General features: G+C 34.1%; 20 protein-coding genes. 8 read left to right on the top strand and 12 right to left on the bottom strand.

All coding sequences use genetic code 11. The annotated features are described in order from the left end of the window. Positions 1–22: 22 nt before the first annotated feature. The 7 genes from CEY12_RS15795 to rsfS all read right to left on the bottom strand — a co-directional run bounded on the left by CEY12_RS15795 (position 23) and on the right by rsfS (position 5,670). Positions 23–349 carry a helix-turn-helix domain-containing protein gene (locus CEY12_RS15795; RefSeq protein ID WP_228409710.1) on the bottom strand — a complete coding sequence of 109 codons (327 nt, stop codon included), beginning with the start codon at positions 347–349 and terminating at the stop codon, positions 23–25. Positions 350–354: 5 nt separating this feature from the next. Beyond that, positions 355–774 carry a transposase gene (locus tag CEY12_RS15790; RefSeq protein ID WP_317043928.1) on the bottom strand — a complete coding sequence of 140 codons (420 nt, stop codon included), beginning with the start codon at positions 772–774 and terminating at the stop codon, positions 355–357. A gap of 253 nt (positions 775–1,027) precedes the next feature. After that, positions 1,028–1,681, bottom strand: coding sequence for a phosphatidylserine decarboxylase family protein (locus CEY12_RS15785; RefSeq protein WP_089028601.1), 654 nt, complete (start codon positions 1,679–1,681; stop codon positions 1,028–1,030). A 4-nt stretch (positions 1,682–1,685) separates the two neighbouring features. Further along, positions 1,686–2,558: a phosphatidate cytidylyltransferase gene (locus tag CEY12_RS15780; protein WP_089028600.1), complete on the bottom strand. Its 873-nt coding sequence runs from the start codon at positions 2,556–2,558 to the stop codon at positions 1,686–1,688. Positions 2,559–2,582: 24 nt separating this feature from the next. After that, positions 2,583–3,164 carry an LUD domain-containing protein gene (locus CEY12_RS15775; RefSeq protein WP_089028599.1) on the bottom strand — a complete coding sequence of 194 codons (582 nt, stop codon included), beginning with the start codon at positions 3,162–3,164 and terminating at the stop codon, positions 2,583–2,585. Positions 3,165–3,297: 133 nt separating this feature from the next. Then, entirely contained in the window at positions 3,298–5,286 is a 1,989-nt protein-coding gene (gene ftsH / locus CEY12_RS15770; protein ID WP_089028598.1) for an ATP-dependent zinc metalloprotease FtsH, read from the bottom strand. 15 nt (positions 5,287–5,301) lie between these two features. Next, positions 5,302–5,670, bottom strand: coding sequence for a ribosome silencing factor (rsfS, locus tag CEY12_RS15765; RefSeq protein ID WP_089028597.1), 369 nt, complete (start codon positions 5,668–5,670; stop codon positions 5,302–5,304). An 87-nt stretch (positions 5,671–5,757) separates the two neighbouring features. On the opposite strand from rsfS, the gene CEY12_RS15760 reads away from it, so the two are divergent. Further along, positions 5,758–6,471: a biotin--[acetyl-CoA-carboxylase] ligase gene (locus CEY12_RS15760; protein WP_089028596.1), complete on the top strand. Its 714-nt coding sequence runs from the start codon at positions 5,758–5,760 to the stop codon at positions 6,469–6,471. Here CEY12_RS15760 and CEY12_RS15755 read toward each other — a convergent pair. From CEY12_RS15755 to CEY12_RS15740, 4 genes are all read right to left on the bottom strand, one after another. After that, on the bottom strand, positions 6,465–7,577 hold the full coding sequence (locus CEY12_RS15755) for an LptF/LptG family permease (protein WP_089028595.1): 1,113 nt from the start codon (positions 7,575–7,577) through the stop codon (positions 6,465–6,467). The two genes, CEY12_RS15760 and CEY12_RS15755, sit on opposite strands and share 7 nt — an antisense overlap. 9 nt (positions 7,578–7,586) lie before the next feature. After that, a complete protein-coding gene (gene tgt, locus CEY12_RS15750; protein WP_089028594.1) occupies positions 7,587–8,717 on the bottom strand; it encodes a tRNA guanosine(34) transglycosylase Tgt in 1,131 nt (376 codons plus the stop codon). Positions 8,718–8,781: 64 nt separating this feature from the next. Next, on the bottom strand, positions 8,782–9,150 hold the full coding sequence (locus CEY12_RS15745) for a DUF4296 domain-containing protein (protein ID WP_089028593.1): 369 nt from the start codon (positions 9,148–9,150) through the stop codon (positions 8,782–8,784). A gap of 85 nt (positions 9,151–9,235) precedes the next feature. After that, the gene (locus CEY12_RS15740) at positions 9,236–9,952 is read right to left on the bottom strand and encodes a polyprenol monophosphomannose synthase (RefSeq protein ID WP_089028592.1); all 717 of its coding nucleotides are present in this window, start codon (positions 9,950–9,952) and stop codon (positions 9,236–9,238) included. A gap of 75 nt (positions 9,953–10,027) precedes the next feature. Between CEY12_RS15740 and CEY12_RS15735 the strand changes: the two genes are divergently transcribed. The 6 genes from CEY12_RS15735 (at position 10,028) to CEY12_RS15715 (ending at position 14,424) form a co-directional block, all read left to right on the top strand. Then, positions 10,028–10,696, top strand: coding sequence for a DUF4271 domain-containing protein (locus CEY12_RS15735; protein WP_089028591.1), 669 nt, complete (start codon positions 10,028–10,030; stop codon positions 10,694–10,696). 12 nt (positions 10,697–10,708) lie between these two features. After that, positions 10,709–11,449 (top strand): uroporphyrinogen-III synthase, encoded by a 741-nt coding sequence (locus tag CEY12_RS15730; protein WP_089029898.1) that lies wholly within the window; start codon positions 10,709–10,711, stop codon positions 11,447–11,449. A 171-nt stretch (positions 11,450–11,620) separates the two neighbouring features. Next, complete coding sequence (locus tag CEY12_RS15725) at positions 11,621–13,666, top strand: S9 family peptidase (RefSeq protein WP_089028590.1); 2,046 nt, start codon at positions 11,621–11,623, stop codon at positions 13,664–13,666. Between the two features lie 17 nt (positions 13,667–13,683). Next, the gene (locus tag CEY12_RS22760; protein WP_262484839.1) at positions 13,684–13,917 is read left to right on the top strand and encodes a four helix bundle protein; all 234 of its coding nucleotides are present in this window, start codon (positions 13,684–13,686) and stop codon (positions 13,915–13,917) included. Next, positions 13,898–14,047, top strand: a complete 150-nt coding sequence (locus CEY12_RS22755; protein ID WP_262484838.1) for a hypothetical protein — start codon at positions 13,898–13,900, stop codon at positions 14,045–14,047. Before CEY12_RS22760 ends, CEY12_RS22755 begins: the two co-directional genes overlap by 20 nt. Before the next feature lie 35 nt (positions 14,048–14,082). Continuing rightward, positions 14,083–14,424, top strand: a complete 342-nt coding sequence (locus CEY12_RS15715; protein ID WP_089028589.1) for a hypothetical protein — start codon at positions 14,083–14,085, stop codon at positions 14,422–14,424. A gap of 86 nt (positions 14,425–14,510) precedes the next feature. On the opposite strand, the gene CEY12_RS15710 is transcribed toward CEY12_RS15715, so the two are convergent. Continuing rightward, entirely contained in the window at positions 14,511–14,996 is a 486-nt protein-coding gene (locus tag CEY12_RS15710; RefSeq protein WP_089028588.1) for an SRPBCC domain-containing protein, read from the bottom strand. Between the two features lie 200 nt (positions 14,997–15,196). On the opposite strand from CEY12_RS15710, the gene CEY12_RS15705 reads away from it, so the two are divergent. Continuing rightward, positions 15,197–16,744 carry a sensor histidine kinase gene (locus CEY12_RS15705; RefSeq protein ID WP_089028587.1) on the top strand — a complete coding sequence of 516 codons (1,548 nt, stop codon included), beginning with the start codon at positions 15,197–15,199 and terminating at the stop codon, positions 16,742–16,744. Positions 16,745–16,805: the final 61 nt, after the last annotated feature.

Here is a 16,805-nt window from a genome sequence, read left to right as displayed (position 1 = left end):
TCAATTTTCGAAAATAAATTTATCATTTAGATTTGAAAATTCGATTCCATTTTCCGATGGTCCTCCTGCTGATATTGAAATGCATTCCAGTCTGGACATTACTGAGCTGATTTTTTCTTTGAAATTCAATAACTTTCAGAATAGAATCTTTATCATAAGAACGAAGTTTTTGATTTTCGGATTTTGTACTATTTTTTACTTCTCTAAAAATAAGTTCATTAACATCAATAATATCCATTGCCGTCCTAATGGATCTGATTTTTTCTTTGAGAAACCGGTCATTTACCATTTCCGGAAATTTTTCTCTGACAATATCGCTATAGATTTTTTTATAGTTTGGCCCCATCATCTATCTTATTTTCTAAGCCATTTATAAAGAGTTGTTTTTGGTATCTTATATGTTGAAATGACCTCCTGAGGGGTCATTACTTTTGTATTTATTTTTTCAAGTATAAAAGTCTTCAGTTGATCGGTATAAATGTTTTTTCTAAACAGGAGATCATCATCTTTTTTTGTCGCTGGAGATTTGTCCGGTTTTGAAGGCGGCGCATAAAGAATTAAATGCCCGGTGTATATTCTAAAAAAATCATACTCCAGCAACTTGCTCCACCTTAACAAAAGAAACGTATCCATACTTTTTTGTTCATACATGTTTTCAACATCATTTTCTTTGCAGTTTAAAAACTTGGTAATTCTCTGTATTGGAATTTGGAGATTGTTTGCTCTGTCATGTATGAGTTTGCCAATATGTATATCCTTTAATTTATTCATCATTTCACTACTGAATTTTGAAAAGCAAAAATATCATGCAGATAAGCCAAAAACCTCTATAATAGATACATAATTTCACTCATGAGTAGTAAAACTCATTACTAAATACACAAATAAATTCTAATTATACCAGGACTTGACAGAATACTCGCCTGCAATATTATTGAGTGAGGACTTTACTGGGATATGATTATAAAAAAGGCAGGAGAGAATCTTATCGATTCTCTCCTGCCTTTTAAATTAAAATAAGTATTGATTATTCTTTCATTTTCGCTATAACATCAAGACCTCCTTTTGTAATATCTCCAATTTTACAGATGATCTCCGTATCCAACGGTAAGAAAACGTCCATTCTTGAACCGAATTTTATAAATCCGAACTCATGGCCCGCTTTTGCCTGATCTCCATTATTACAATAAAAAACAATCCTTCTTGCCACATATCCTGCGATCTGTCTGAACACTACTTTATGATTCGTCAAGCTTTCAATAGCAACTGTTGTTCTTTCATTTTCTGTAGAAGATTTTTCATGCCATGCTACTAAATATTTTCCAGGATGATATTTTTTATAGATAACTTCCCCCGAAACTGGATATCTACAAATATGTACATTCAGAGGAGACATAAAGATCGAAACCTGAATTGCCTTTCCTTTCAGGAACTCAGTTTCTTCCACTTCCTTGATCATTACTACTTTTCCATCCACCGGTGCAATTACATTCTCTTTGTGATCCAGAATTTCACGGTTAGGAACTCTGAAAAACCAAAACACCAAGCTATAAACAACCAGTAATGGCATAATGATCAAAAGCGACCACATTTTAAGGAAATAAATTGCTAAAGCGCCAATTATAATGAAAAGTATTGTTGCTACAGTGATCGTTCCTTTTGATTCTCTATGTAATTTCATGAGTTTAAATAAATTTTTCTAAAATAAAGTACAAATATACGACAGGAACGCAGATTAAAAAACTATCCAGTCTATCTAATACACCTCCGTGCCCCGGAATGATGTTTCCACTATCTTTAACTCCAAAATTTCTTTTGAGCTGGCTCTCTACCAAATCCCCTAAAGGAGCAAAGGAAGCAACCAGAAAACCGACAACCATCCAGTTTCCACGAAGGTCATGTTGATATTTTTCAATAAAATAAGATAATACTAAAGTCAGGACAACACCGCCTGCATAACCTTCCCAGGTTTTTTTAGGTGATATTTTAGGAGCCATTTTATGTTTCCCAAAAAACTTTCCTGTTAAATAGGCAAACGTATCGCTGCTCCAGATTAAAATGAATAAAAATAAGACCTCTAAAGAAAATGTATCATTAAAGCTGGAATATTTTGGAAGGCCCAGTGCAAAACTAAATGGCAGAGCGACATAAATGACCGTAAAAATCAATTTTCCGCTGTCGTAGTACAATTCACTCGGATATTTAAATAGAGTAACCACAGCAATTGCTATTAAGGCCAATGCCAGTATTTCACTCAACCTAAAATCAAAAAAGAAATCATGGTGAAAATATCTTTTTGAAAACATGTAAAAGATAATTGCAATCACAGGAAGAACCACCCATTTTTCATATCCTTTCCCAAACTTCATAATCTTCACACATTCCCATGATCCAACAACCATTAAAAAGGTTATCAACCCATAATAAAGGTATTGCTGCTTGACAAGGTCTGGTGATATGCTATTAATAAGCTGTGCGCCAAGTGGAGTTGCACAAAGGATAATGACTGCCACATAAACAATCCCCGAAATCGTTCTTTGAATAAGATTTTTGTCCAAAATGTATAATTTAGAAATTATTGCTTAATCTTCAAGCAATAATAAAAACAGTTTTGTATTAGAATTAGAAGATGTATCTAATTTGGATTGACTCCCACTGATAGAAGTCAGATTCTTAATATTGCCATTTCTCTTTATCTTACCCATCGCATCATTAAGGTTATTGACGATCTGTGAAACATTAGCCATAATGATAATTTTGTTGGGCAATCTTGAAGAATGATAATGAAGGATATTATTATGTGATAACATGATCCTTCCATCATAGGCAATAAGATATTCACAGGTAATAAAAGCAGCATCATTGGAATGTCCCAATTCTGATGTACTTGAAGTTTTTACGACATTTAAAAAATTCTGCAGTTCTTTATCCCAACAGAACATATTGTGAATTCCTTCTATTTTAATAATTTGATTCAAAGTTTGTAAAGCCTCCGATTCATCTGCACAATAATTAAAAAAACCACCGGAATGCGTAAATAATTGCGCAAACTTATAATCGAGGTCCGCATTTTTCAACGAATCTCCTAGCTTCTCCAAACTTTGGGAGTCATCCTCCTCAGGTTGGTTTGTTAGTTTGCTTACAATTTTTTTAAATAAACTCAACGTATGTTTTTTTAGTCAACTTTATACAAAAATAGAAAATAAATTACAATAGATTCTAAAAATGTAGCTTTAAATATGAAAAAACCTGGCAATTTTGACATTACCAGGTCTTATTTCTATCTTTTTAAAGAATTTAAAGTTGAGTAGGACTCTCAGGAGCCTGAATCTCACTTTCTTCTTCTTTGTCTTTTATTAATGGAATTGTATTGGTTACTGGTCGCTCTGTCAATTCAGGATCCCATGCTCTTTTACCAAATATTTCCTCAAGATCTTCACGGAAAATAACTTCTTTTTCTAAAAGTTTACCCGCTAAAGCATCCAGTTTATCTTTATTTTCTGTAAGAATCTGTACAGCTCTTACATACTGATTTTCAATAATCGACTTGATCTCTAAATCAATTTTATTTGCAGTTTCTTCAGAATATGGTTTTCCAAAATTATATTCAGATTGACCTGAACTATCATAGTAAGAAATATTACCAATATTTGGACTTAATCCATAGATCGTTACCATTGCCTGCGCTCTTTTCGTTACCGTTTCAAGATCAGATAATGCACCTGTAGAAATATTATTAAATATTACCTGCTCTGCTGCTCTACCTCCTAATGTAGCACACATTTCATCTAGCATCTGCTCTGTAGTGGTCAACTGTCTTTCTTCCGGAAGATACCAGGCTGCTCCTAAAGAACGTCCTCTTGGAACAATCGTTACTTTTAAAAGTGGGGAAGCATGTTCTACCAACCATGAAATTGTTGCGTGACCAGCTTCATGATAAGCCACTCTTTTCTTTTCAGAAGGCTTGATCGCCATATTTTTCTTCTCAAGACCACCAATGATTCTGTCCACAGCATCAAGGAAATCCTGTTTTGTTACAGAGGTATGACTGTTTCTCGCTGCGATAAGTGCTGCCTCATTACAAACATTTGCAATATCTGCACCACTGAATCCAGGGGTTTGTTTTGCCAAGAAATCTCGATCAACATTGTCATCCAGCTTGATCTTCTTCAAATGCACATCAAAGATATCTCTTCTTTCATGTAATTCGGGAAGGTCTACATAGATCGAACGGTCAAAACGTCCGGCTCTCATAAGAGCTTTATCCAGGATATCCGCTCTGTTGGTCGCAGCCATTACAATTACGTTAACGTCAGTTCCGAAACCATCCATTTCAGTAAGAAGCTGGTTTAATGTATTTTCTCTTTCATCGTTACCACCGGAGAAATTATTCTTTCCTCTCGCACGTCCGATTGCATCAATCTCATCGATGAAGATAATCGCAGGTGATTTTGCTTTTGCCTGAGCAAAAAGATCTCTTACTCTCGAAGCTCCTACACCTACAAACATTTCGACAAAGTCAGAACCTGAAAGTGAAAAGAAAGGAACCTTTGCTTCTCCAGCAACAGCTTTAGCTAATAAGGTCTTACCAGTTCCCGGAGGCCCTACTAATAGAACTCCTTTTGGAATTTTACCTCCTAATCTTGTATATTTTTCAGAGTTTTTCAAGAAATCTACAACTTCCTGTACTTCTTCTTTCGCTCCTTCCAATCCTGCAACATCTTTAAATGTCACCTGAATTCTTTCTTTTTCATCAAAAAGCTTTGCTTTGGATTTACCTATAGAGAAGATCTGACCTCCAGGGCCTCCGCCTCCACCCATCTTTCTGAAAAGAAGGAAATAGAATAATCCTAAAATAGCAATCCAGATCAATGCTGAGAATAAAATATCCATAAAAGGATTTTTACCAGCACCATAATCTTTGGTTGTTTTAATAGCTGCATTGTCAGCTTTTATCTGATCAAATTTTTGAAGGAAAAGCTGAAGGTCTCCATATTTCACAGTGTAATCTGCCTTAGGAGCCATTTCGAATGCTGACAAAGGATTGTTTTCTTTGGTAGTTTTACTCACCATTGCTGTTTTAGCAGCCTGTGTCAAAAATACATCAGCTTTTTCAGTGTCTTTATATATAATAATATTCTGAACTTTTCCTGTTTGCATTTCTCTGAAGAAACCATCTTCATCGATAGCTTTTGCACTATTGTCTCCTAAAAAATTGGATCCAAAAAATAACAAAAGAGCTATGATCGCAATTGGAAAAAACCAGTTAAATCCTTTATTGTTCATTTATACTTTTTAAAATTAAATTTCATTTTCGATTTTGGTGATTTTAGCATCACCCCACAATTCCTCAATGTCATAGTACTCACGCACTTCTTTTTGGAATATGTGAACGACCACAGTAACATAATCTACCAAAACCCACATTGCATTTTCGGTACCCTCAACGTGCCAAGGTCTATCCTGAAGTTCATTTCTCACTTTTTTCTCCACACTTCCTGCTAAAGCAGCCACCTGTGTATTAGAGTTTCCACTACATATTACAAACGTTTCTGCTACGGAATTTTCAATATTGGAAAGATCAAAGACCATAATGTCTTCTCCTTTTACATCCTGGATAGCTTCAACGATTTTATCTATTAATTCTTGCTTTTCTACTGTCTTATTCATTAAAAAAATACTATAATCTGCAAATTTATTGTTTTTTCTTTACTTTAGCCTTACTTTTAACCCTTTCATTTCTTAAAGTTTTCATAAATGCCACAATTGTTCTATTTAAAAGAGTGCTCTTCTACTAATGACGAAATATCTAAGTTTTTACTTTATGAAAATTCAGATTTTATTGCTGTACATACTTTCAATCAAACTAAGGGACGTGGCCAATACGGAAATACATGGGCTTCAACAGCTGAAAAAAACTTAGCGTATACGCTAGCTGTGAATACCGATCATTTCACGATCTCAGATTTTATGTTCAATTATTATACCGCAATTATCATCAGAGATTTCCTTGCCAATATGACTGAATGCGATGTAAAGATTAAATGGCCAAATGATATTATTCTTAAAAATAAGAAAATTGTTGGGATATTAATCGAAAAGAAAAAAATTAATCAAAAAAACTATTTCATCATTGGTGCCGGGACGAATATTCTTCAGGAAAAATTTGATGAAATATCTAACGCAGGTTCACTTTTAACACTAACAGGAAAAATATTTGATCTAAAGGAATTCACTTTAAGTTTTCACGAATTCCTTATTGAAAAACTTAAAAGTATACCTTCTGAGGAAGAAATAATGAAAAAGTTCAACGAACATCTATTCCGCAAGGATGAAATTTCGGTTTTTGAAATTGACAAAAACAGACAAAATGGCATTATAAAATTCACCGATGAAAAGGGAGAAATATGGATCGAATTAGAAGACGGCTTACGTTCCTTTTATCATAAAGAAATCAAACTTCTCTATTGATTTGCCCTTCTCAGATACAGATATAAGGCAATAGGAAAAAAGATTAGATTAGGAAACCACATGGCTAATGCAGGAGACATGCTTTTATTTTCAGACACCACCTTTAGAGCTTCAAATGAAAATACAAAAATAAATGCTAATGAGATCCCAATTGCCAGATTGATTCCAAGTCCGCCCCGTTTCTTTTGAGAAGAAAGTGAAAGCGCTAAAAAAGTAAGAATAACGATGGAAATCGGCATGGAAGTCCTTTGATAAAGCTCATTCAAGTGGGTATTCAGGTTACTGTTTCCCTTTTCTTTTTCCCTTTGAATAAATTTTAGAAGTTCAGGCGTGGTCTTATTTTGCCCTAAAAGCTCATTTGGGAAAAGTTCTTCAGGAGCATGCCCGTAGCTTTTCCTCAACTCCACTCCATTTTTAAGCTTCTCGGAATCATTTTTATTAATTATTTTCTCAGAATAATTATTCAAAACAAATTGTTTTTTAGCTACATCCCAATACACGTCCGATCCTTTTAGCTCATAAAGCATCTTTCTGTTTTTATCGAATTTCTGAAATATAAATCCGGAACCTCGTCGTTCCCTTTTATTCCACGAATTGATAAAAATATATTCCGTCCTGCTTAGCTGAGCCGTTACAGGAGCTGTTCCCAGAACTTTTTCTTTATTTGCCGCGTTATAAGTATATGCCTCCAGCTCATTCTTTTTAATATTTGCCCATGGTAATACAAAATGATTGATAACCAGGGACAGAAATGCAATAAAAAGTGAGGTTAGTAAATAAGGTTTAGCAAAGCGGTGAAAGCTCGCGCCACTACTGATCACAGCAACAATCTCTGTGTTATTTGCCATCCTGGAGGTAAAGTAAATTACCGAAATAAATACCAGGATAGACAAGAAGGTCATAACCAGATTGATAATCCAGAACGGATAAAAGTGAACAAGAAAATAGGTCAGATTGAGTTTTGCATCAATAGCCGTTGCATTTTCTATCCTCGGGATTTTCTGCTGAACATCTATGACCAATACAACTATAGACAATAATATAAGCATGAAACCAAAAGTTCCAAGATATTTTTTGATGATATACCGATCTATAATTGTAAACATAACTTTCTTTTATAATCTTTGTCTAAGAATAGGATCAACGGATTTTTTCCATTCGTAGAAATCACCCGCAATAATATGTTCTCGCGCAACTTTCACCAAATCTAAATAAAAAGCCAAATTATGGATTGATGCGATTTGCTTACCCAAATATTCTTTAGAAACAAACAAATGACGAACATACGCTTTTGAATATTCTTTATCAACAAAACTTGTCCCAAACTCATCTAAAGGCGAAAAATCTTTCTTCCATTTTTCATTTTTCAGATTCATTACACCCTGCCATGTGAACAGCATTGCATTTCTTGCATTTCTCGTCGGCATTACACAATCCATCATATCAATTCCCAATCCGATAGATTCTAAAATATTCCAAGGAGTACCCACTCCCATTAAATATCTTGGTTTATCTTTTGGCAGGATATCCGTTACCTCATCTGTAATTCTGTACATTTCTTCTTCCGGCTCTCCTACAGAAAGTCCACCAATTGCATTTCCTTCCGCTCCTGCTTCCGAAATAACTTCCGCTGATATTTTTCTTAGATCTGAATAGGTAGAACCTTGAACAATAGGAAAAAACCTTTGTTTGTGCCCATATAATTCAGGATTTTTCTCATTCCAATCGATGCATCTTTTCAACCATCGATGTGTCATTTCCATAGAAGCTTTCACTTGATTGTATTCACAAGGATACGCCACACACTCATCAAAAGCCATAAAAATATCAGCTCCGATCTGTCTCTGGATCTCCATAGACTTTTCTGGTGTAAAAAGATGATAACTTCCGTCGATATGTGATTTGAATTTCACTCCCTCTTCAGACATTTTTCTGCTTCCGGAAAGAGAAAACACCTGAAAACCACCTGAATCTGTAAGAATAGGAAGATCCCAGTTCATGAATTTATGTAAGCCACCTGCTTCCTGCATGACATCCATTGTCGGGCGAAGATATAAGTGATAGGTATTCCCTAAAATAATCTGGGCTTTAATGTCTTCTTTTAATTCTCTTTGGTGAACCGTTTTCACACTGGCAACAGTTCCTACAGGCATAAAAATAGGGGTCTGAACTTTACCATGGTCGGTAATTAGTTCTCCAGCCCTTGCCTTTCCCTCTGAGTTTTTTTCTATATTAAAAAATTTCATTCGTATATTTTATTAATTCATTGCCATTAGATTGGATATTCTTTCCAATGGAACACTTTCTACATTATTTAGATACATTAGGCGGATTGAGATTCTTCTTGATTTTATCTTTTACAAACTGATCTGCCTTAGGGTCTTTTTTTAACACCAATTTCTGTGCTTCATCCGCAATATCATTCATCTTTTGCTCAACGACATAATACTTAAAACTTGCTACAAAATCATCTGGCTTTACCTGATGTGTTTTAAGGACAAATCTTGTCCCACTCTCCAGGTTTGTATTCGGAAACATAAAAGTTGCCTGGTCATTGACGGCCAGGTCGGCAAGAATCTCCGACATCTTATCTTTAGATACAAGATTTTTAGGCTTGTCAATATATTCTTTACAAGAAAATACAAACATCAAAACAAAAAGAAAAATTAATTTTCTCATCAGTTTATTCTTATATTTTTAATCGCCTGATGGAACTTCGCACATAAATGTTTCTGTATATAAAAATATTTATTCCTGCTCCGTTTCATAGCCTGTTAATTAATGATTTCCATTTTAAATTTAAAACTCCAAAAACCGCTTCATGGATAATCCCTCCATTCATTTTACTCTCACCTAAAATACGGTTGGTGAAAATAATAGGTACCTCTACAATTTTGAAGCCTTTTTTAAAAGTTCTGAATTTCATTTCAATTTGGAAACCATATCCTTTTAATCTGACGTTATCCAAATCAATACTTTCCAAGACCTTTCTTGAAAAACAAACGAACCCTGCCGTTGTATCATGAATAGGCAAACCTAAAATGAATCTCACGTATTTTGACGCAAAGTACGACAACAATACTCTCCCCATTGGCCAGTTTACTACATTGACTCCTTTTGAATAACGGGAACCAATAGCCATATCAGCCTTTAAACAAGCTTCATATAATTTAGGCAGGTCACTTGGATTGTGGGAGAAATCGGCATCCATTTCAAAAATATAATCATAATTATTCTGGAGAGCCCATTTAAATCCATGGATATATGCTTTTCCTAAACCATCCTTTACATGTCTTACAGATAAGTGCAAAGTATGGGGGAACCTCCTTTGGAGATCTTTTACAATCTCGGATGTTCCATCTGGTGAGGAGTCATCTACAACAAGAATATGAAAGTCTTCTTCCAATGCAAAAACTGCGGAAATAATATTTTCAATATTTTCCTTTTCGTTATAAGTCGGAATAATGACAAGTTTTTTCATTTCAGTTTGCAAAGATAGTTTATTTAACCTTTTTATTTTATACAAAATATTCTATAATTTTGCAAAAAAATTCAATTGCTATTATCACAAAACTTCGTAAACCATGTAAGGATTCCTGAAAACAACGATTGGGTAATTTTTATATTGCTGGCTTGTATATTTTTATATCTTTTTATGATGAATATTGTAGAAAGAGGAGCCAATCTAAAGGATTTCCTGCTTCAAAAATATTTTGATGCCAGTAATAATTTAGCGAGCTGGATCATTACATCCTGTGTACTTACGCTTACTCTCGCTGTATTACTTTCACAATACATTCCTATTGTTCCCAAATACATTGCTGATTTGCAGGTTTTAGGGTATCAACTTAATAAATTTGGATATTGTTTATCCGCAATCAGTATTTTTTATTTAGTAAAATCCACTTTAGGCTTTTTATTTTATCAAAGTATAGGTGATAACAAAAAATGGCTTGTTTTTTACTTCACCTCTACCAAATTTTATTTCATTTTGTCATTTTTATTAATAATTTTATGTGTAACCCACTATTATTTCCCAGTTGACAGAAATAAAATCTTTTTTTATTATTTAGGATTCTTTTCTTTTGTGTTTATTTTTAAGGTTTTTTTCTATTTATTTCACAAGAACAACATCTTACCTGAAAAATGGTATTATAAATTTTTGTATATTTGCACCCTCCAAATCGCACCATTATTGTTGCTTTGGAAATTATTATTTTTTTAATAAAAGTCAATGATGAGAATAAAGTCTATATTGGTTTCTCAACCAGCGCCTAGTGAGTCTTCTCCATATCTGGATATTGCGAAGAAGGAAAAAATAAAGATCGACTTCCGTCCGTTTATCCACGTAGAGGGGGTTGACAATAAAGAACTTAGAACACAAAAAATAGATCTAACGCAGTACACTGGCATTATATTTACCAGCAAGAATGCAATAGACCATTATTTCAGACTCGCTGAAGAACTGCGTTTTGCGGTTCCTGATACGATGAGATACATCTGCCAGTCTGAAGCAATTGCCAACTATCTTCAAAAACACATCGTGTACAGAAAGAGAAAAATCAGCTTTGGGGAGAAAAACTTCTCAGATCTTTTACCTCTTTTCAAAAAATTCCCAACAGAGAAATATTTACTACCATCTTCAGATGTTTTAAGTCCTGATACGATCAAAACATTGGATACTGCGAATATTGACTGGACAAGAGCGATTATGTACAGAACGGTGTGCAGTGATCTGAGCGATATCAAAATCAAAGATTATGATATGCTGATATTCTTTAGTCCACAAGGAATTAAGTCACTTCAAATGAACTTTGAAGATTTTAAACAGGACGAAACCAAAATTGCAGTCTTTGGAAACACTACCTTAAATGCAGCTGAAGAAGCAGGGTTAAGAGTAGATGTAATGGCTCCTACTAAGGAAACCCCATCCATGACAATGGCACTTGAAAAATATATTAAAAGCCTTCATAAATAGTTTTTAATATCTTACATACAACAGCCGTCTTTTCAATAAAGGAAAAGATGGCTTTTTTTTAGCTAAATTTGAACAAAAATTAATATTGAATAAAATGTCTTTGTAAAATTCTTTATTAAAAAGAAATATATAACAGCATTCAATACGACCAAATAAAAATTAAATATCAGGATGAAAGCTCCCCAGCCAAAAAAAATAGAAAAACTACTCGAGAAACACGGAGATAAAAGAACTGACAGTTATTTCTGGCTCAATGAAAGAGAAAATCCTGAAGTCACACAATATATTGAACAAGAAAATGCTTATGCAGATTTCATGATGAAGGAAACTGAAACTTTTCAGGAAGAACTTTATGAAGAAATGAAATCCCGCTATAAAAAGGATGATGAATCAATTCCTTATTTTTTTAATGAATACTGGTATATGGTTCGCTATGAAGAAGGAAAGGAATACCCTATTTTTTGCAGAAAACATACCAGCCTGGAAAACCCGGAGGAGATTGTACTTGATGTCAATATCCTTGCAGAAGGAGAAAGCTTTTTTGAAGTTGGCAGCGTAGCGGTAAGCCCTGGCAATAAGTTAGCCTCTTTTTCATCTGACAACGTGGGAAGAAGAATCTATTCGATCAATTTTAAAAATCTGGAGACAGGAGAAATTCTTTCTGACAAAATTGAGAACACAACCGGGAAAGCAGTTTGGGCTAATGACAATCAACATGTTTTCTATATCAGAAAAGATGAAAGCTTACGTGCATTTCAGGTCTTCAGACACAAATTAGGAACGGAATCTTCAGAAGATATTTTAATTTTCCACGAAAAAGATGACACATTTGACGTCAATGTATTCAAAACCAAATCTTTAAAATATATTTTCATTGCCAGCTCCAGTACTATTTCAGATGAGCATCACTTCATCCCTTCTGATAATGTTTTTGCAGACTGGAAGGTCATCCAGCCAAGAATAGAAGATCTGGAATATTCGGTTGAGCATTATGAAGATGAATTTTATATCATTACCAATGCTGATGACGCATTTAATTTCAAAATTGTAAAAGCTAAAATTGACAATTGTGGAATGGAAAACTGGGTGGATGTAATTCCCCACCGCGCTGAAGTCCTGTTGGAAGGTTTTGAGATATTTAAAGATTACCTTGTGCTGGAAGAAAGAGAGCAGGGATTGTTGCAAATAAAAATTATAGACGAAAAAACCAAAGCCTCTTATTATCTTCCTTTTTCAGATCCTACCTACACTGCCTATATTGGAATCAATCTGGAGTTTGACACGGAAATTCTACGTTATGGATACACGTCTTTAACACAGCCAAGCTCTACTTATGAATATAATATGAAAGACAAAACTACTGTTCTTCTAAAGCAACAAGAAGTTTTGGGTGGGAAATTCTTTCCTGAAAATTATATTTCAGAAAGAATCTGGGCTGAATCCAGAGACGGGGAAGTAAAGATCCCTATTTCATTGGTCTATCATAAAGATACTAAAAAATCTGAAAATACTCCATTGTTATTATATGGATATGGAAGTTACGGGCACACTGTAGATGCAAGCTTTTCAAATGTAAGACTCTCTCTTTTGGACAGAGGTTTTATTTATGCTATAGCTCATATCCGCGGTGGAGAATATTTGGGAAGAGAATGGTATGAAGATGGAAAAATGTTGTTTAAAAAGAATACATTCTATGACTTTATAGATGCCGGAAAATATCTGATCCGGGAAAATTATACCTCCTCAAAGCATCTTTATGCTATGGGTGGTAGCGCAGGTGGATTATTAGTAGGAGCTGTTGTAAACTATGAGCCAAATTTATTCAATGGTATTGTTGCACAGGTGCCTTTTGTAGATGTTGTAACAACGATGCTTGATGAAACCATCCCTTTAACAACAGGAGAATATGATGAGTGGGGCAATCCAAATGACGAAGAATACTATCATTATATGAAAGAATACTCTCCATACGATAACGTAGAAGCAAAAGACTATCCACACATGCTGATCACAACCGGTTTTCATGATTCACAGGTTCAGTATTGGGAGCCCGCAAAATGGGTCGCAAAGCTAAGAGAGTTAAAAACCGATGACAATCTTTTACTTTTCAAAACAGATATGAGCTCAGGACATGGTGGAGCAAGCGGAAGATTTGAATCCCTTAAAGAGGACGCATTAGAATATGCGTTTTTACTGATGATTGATAAAAATAATTGATAATTCATAAATGATAAATGATGGATAATGCAGATTACAATCAACTTTTTGCCTCAAAAACAAAACAATTAGCCATTAGCATTATCAATGAATTATCAAACCTTCCTTATCAAGAAGCTTTTGCCATAATCAGAAAACAGATATATCGCTCTTCTACGTCAATGGCGGCCAATTACAGAGCAATGTGTAGAGCTAAGATCAAACGCAGAAAGATATTCCAAAATATCAATTGTGATAGAGGAAACAGATGAAACTCTCTTTTGGCTTGAAATGATTGAAGAGCTTGGATATGTGAAACCTGAAATTTTATTAAATTTAAAAATAAAAACAGAAGAAGTCCTAAAAGCAACTTCTTCATACAGAAAGATGCTAAAGACCTAGTTTTTGCATCATTTATAAATTATCAATTATAAATTATGATTAACGAAGCCGGATATTGGAAAAAGATAGAACAGTTTTTTATAGATAACTTCGAGACTGAAGCCAACCCACCGATTGAAACTTTATTATTTCTAATTGGTCTTCAGGAATTGGGAAGTGGTCATCAGAAATATTCAAAAGATGATAAATTAAACATCCTTCATATTGCTGTTTGCAGATTATTAGAACCTTTTGGTTATTACAAATTTACACATTATGAAGATGGGTGGCCACAGTTTGAAAAACTGGAAGATCTTCCGGAATTAAGAACGAATGAACAGACATTGCTGATGAAAAAGGCAATTATTCAATATTTTCAGGATGAAGAACTGCTTTAGAGCTGAAAACTAAAAATGTGGCAATTGAAAATGATCTTAATTGCCACATTTTTTATTCTAGCTATAGCTCCTTTGATACGGTTATCTTATTTTAAAATTTCTGATAATTGAGACAGTCCCATTTTAAATCCTTCTTCAAAACCCATTTCAAGCTGCTTTTTCATGGCCTCCTGTGAAGCGAAATGAATATTGATGGTCACTTTTGTTCCCTCCTCTATTCCTGTGAATCCGAATAACCATTGTGACTGAGGGAAATCTTCATTAATCTTTCCGTTTTCGTCGCAAAAAGCATCAACTCCATCAAAACTTCGGTGCTCCATAATTTCTCCATATTTCACCTGTCCATACATTTTTTCCCCTTCAGGACCTACCATTGCATAATGCCATATCCCATTTTCTTTAAAATCCATCTTAACGGTTTCACATCTCCATGGTTTTGGAGCCCACCATTGATCTAACAATTCAGATTTGGTAAAATAATCCCACACTTTTGAAACATCGGTGTTATAAATATTCATGACATAAACACTACTTGAGTCAAAATCTTTGTTAAAAATGATACCTGATTCCATACGTAATTATTTTTAACAAACTTACTTCTTTATTTGTGGATGAGGCTTTCCATAGGACAAATAATTTTGAATTTATAAAAAAATGTTAAAAAACATCGTTTTAAGAAAAAAAATACAATTTTTTGGCTCGTTTTTTGTTTATCAAGTCTTAAAACAATTAATTTTAACACTCATCATTCCGAACAACTTAAAATAAGATAATGAATAACAAATTCATCCCAATAATTTCAGTGTTTATGACAATCTCACTGATTGTTTTTGTTACACTCCAATTTTATTGGCTGAAAGGGTATTATGGAGCTTTAGAACAGGACTTTTCCAACAAAGTGTATGCTGCATTAGAAAGTACATCTAAGAATATCTCCGAAATTGAAGTGGAAAAATATCTGAATGATGATTTTAAAAATTTCAGAAAAAATGTCGTTTCAAATAATAACCAGCCTTCTTTAACGACTATTCAGCAAGTTGAAGATTCCGGCGCTCAAAGACAGATTATTTATTCCAAAAATATTATCGAAAAAACACAGCTTCCCATTTCTAAAAAAGGGGATTCGCTCAATCTGACCACCTTATATACTGATGAAGCAGCATACAAATTAAAAAGAGACACCACCAACCGTGAACTTCTTACCGCTGATATCAACCAGGATATAGAAAGTGGTGATTATTCTATGAAAGAGTTCGCCAAAGTATATGGAAACAATCTCCCGATCACAAAAAGAGTAGATGATAAAATATTAGATTCTGTTTTGGCAAAGGAACTGAGAATGAAAGGGATTACGGCTAAATTTGGCTTTGGTGTTACCGATAAAAATAATAAACTAACCACTGTTTTCAATAAAGTTTATAAAGACAAAAAGGATAGTAACACGTATAGCTATCCCCTATTTACCGATAAAAAAGAACGAACCTTGTATAGTCTTGCTTTGGTTTTTCCTAAAAAAGAGTACTCTTTGGCTATGAATAACTGGCCCATGTTACTGGGAACCTTTCTTTCTTTATTAACCATATTAGGGATCTATATTATTTCTATTAACTATATGATGAGACAAAAAAAGCTGGCAGAAATAAAAACCGACTTTATCAATAATATGTCTCACGAGTTTAAAACTCCGCTGGCTACTATTTCCGTGGCTACAGATTCTTTAGCGAATGACAAAATTGCTACCAATCCGGAAAAAGTAAGGTATTATTCCACCCTCATCAAGCAGGAAAACCTGAGAATGAAAAAACAGGTGGAGAATGTCCTCAATATGTCCAAGCTTGAAAGAAATGAAGTTAACCTGTTTTTAAAGGAAACGAATGTAAGGGAACTGATCAAAAAAACAACAGAATCTTTCAACCTCATTGTTGCGCAAAGAAATGGTTCGCTAACACAGGAGTTTACAGCCGATAAATACACCTTTAAAATTGATGAATTCCATATTTCCAATATGCTGGTGAATTTACTGGATAATGCCAATAAATATTCTCCTGACACACCGGATATCAAGATTAAAACAAAGAACGAAGGGAACTTCTATGTGATCGAAATCTCTGATAAAGGAATGGGAATGGAAACCCAGAATAAGACAAAAATTTTTGAGAAGTTTTTCAGGGAAGAAACCGGAAATATCCATAATGTAAAAGGACAAGGTTTAGGATTATCATACGTGAAAAAAATTGTAGAACTCCATAAAGGGCAAATTATCGTGGAGTCCCACAAAGGAGAAGGAAGTATGTTTACGATAAAACTTCCAATGACTTAAAAGAACAGTTGGAACAAATAAAAAGACAAACCAAATAACAAAATATAAAAGAAGAGAGAGT

It is taken from the genome of Chryseobacterium sp. T16E-39 (assembly GCF_002216065.1).
Classification (GTDB): Bacteria; Bacteroidota; Bacteroidia; order Flavobacteriales; family Weeksellaceae; genus Chryseobacterium.
Note: the sequence above shows the minus strand (reverse complement) of the source record. Positions and strands in the feature narration are given on the sequence as shown.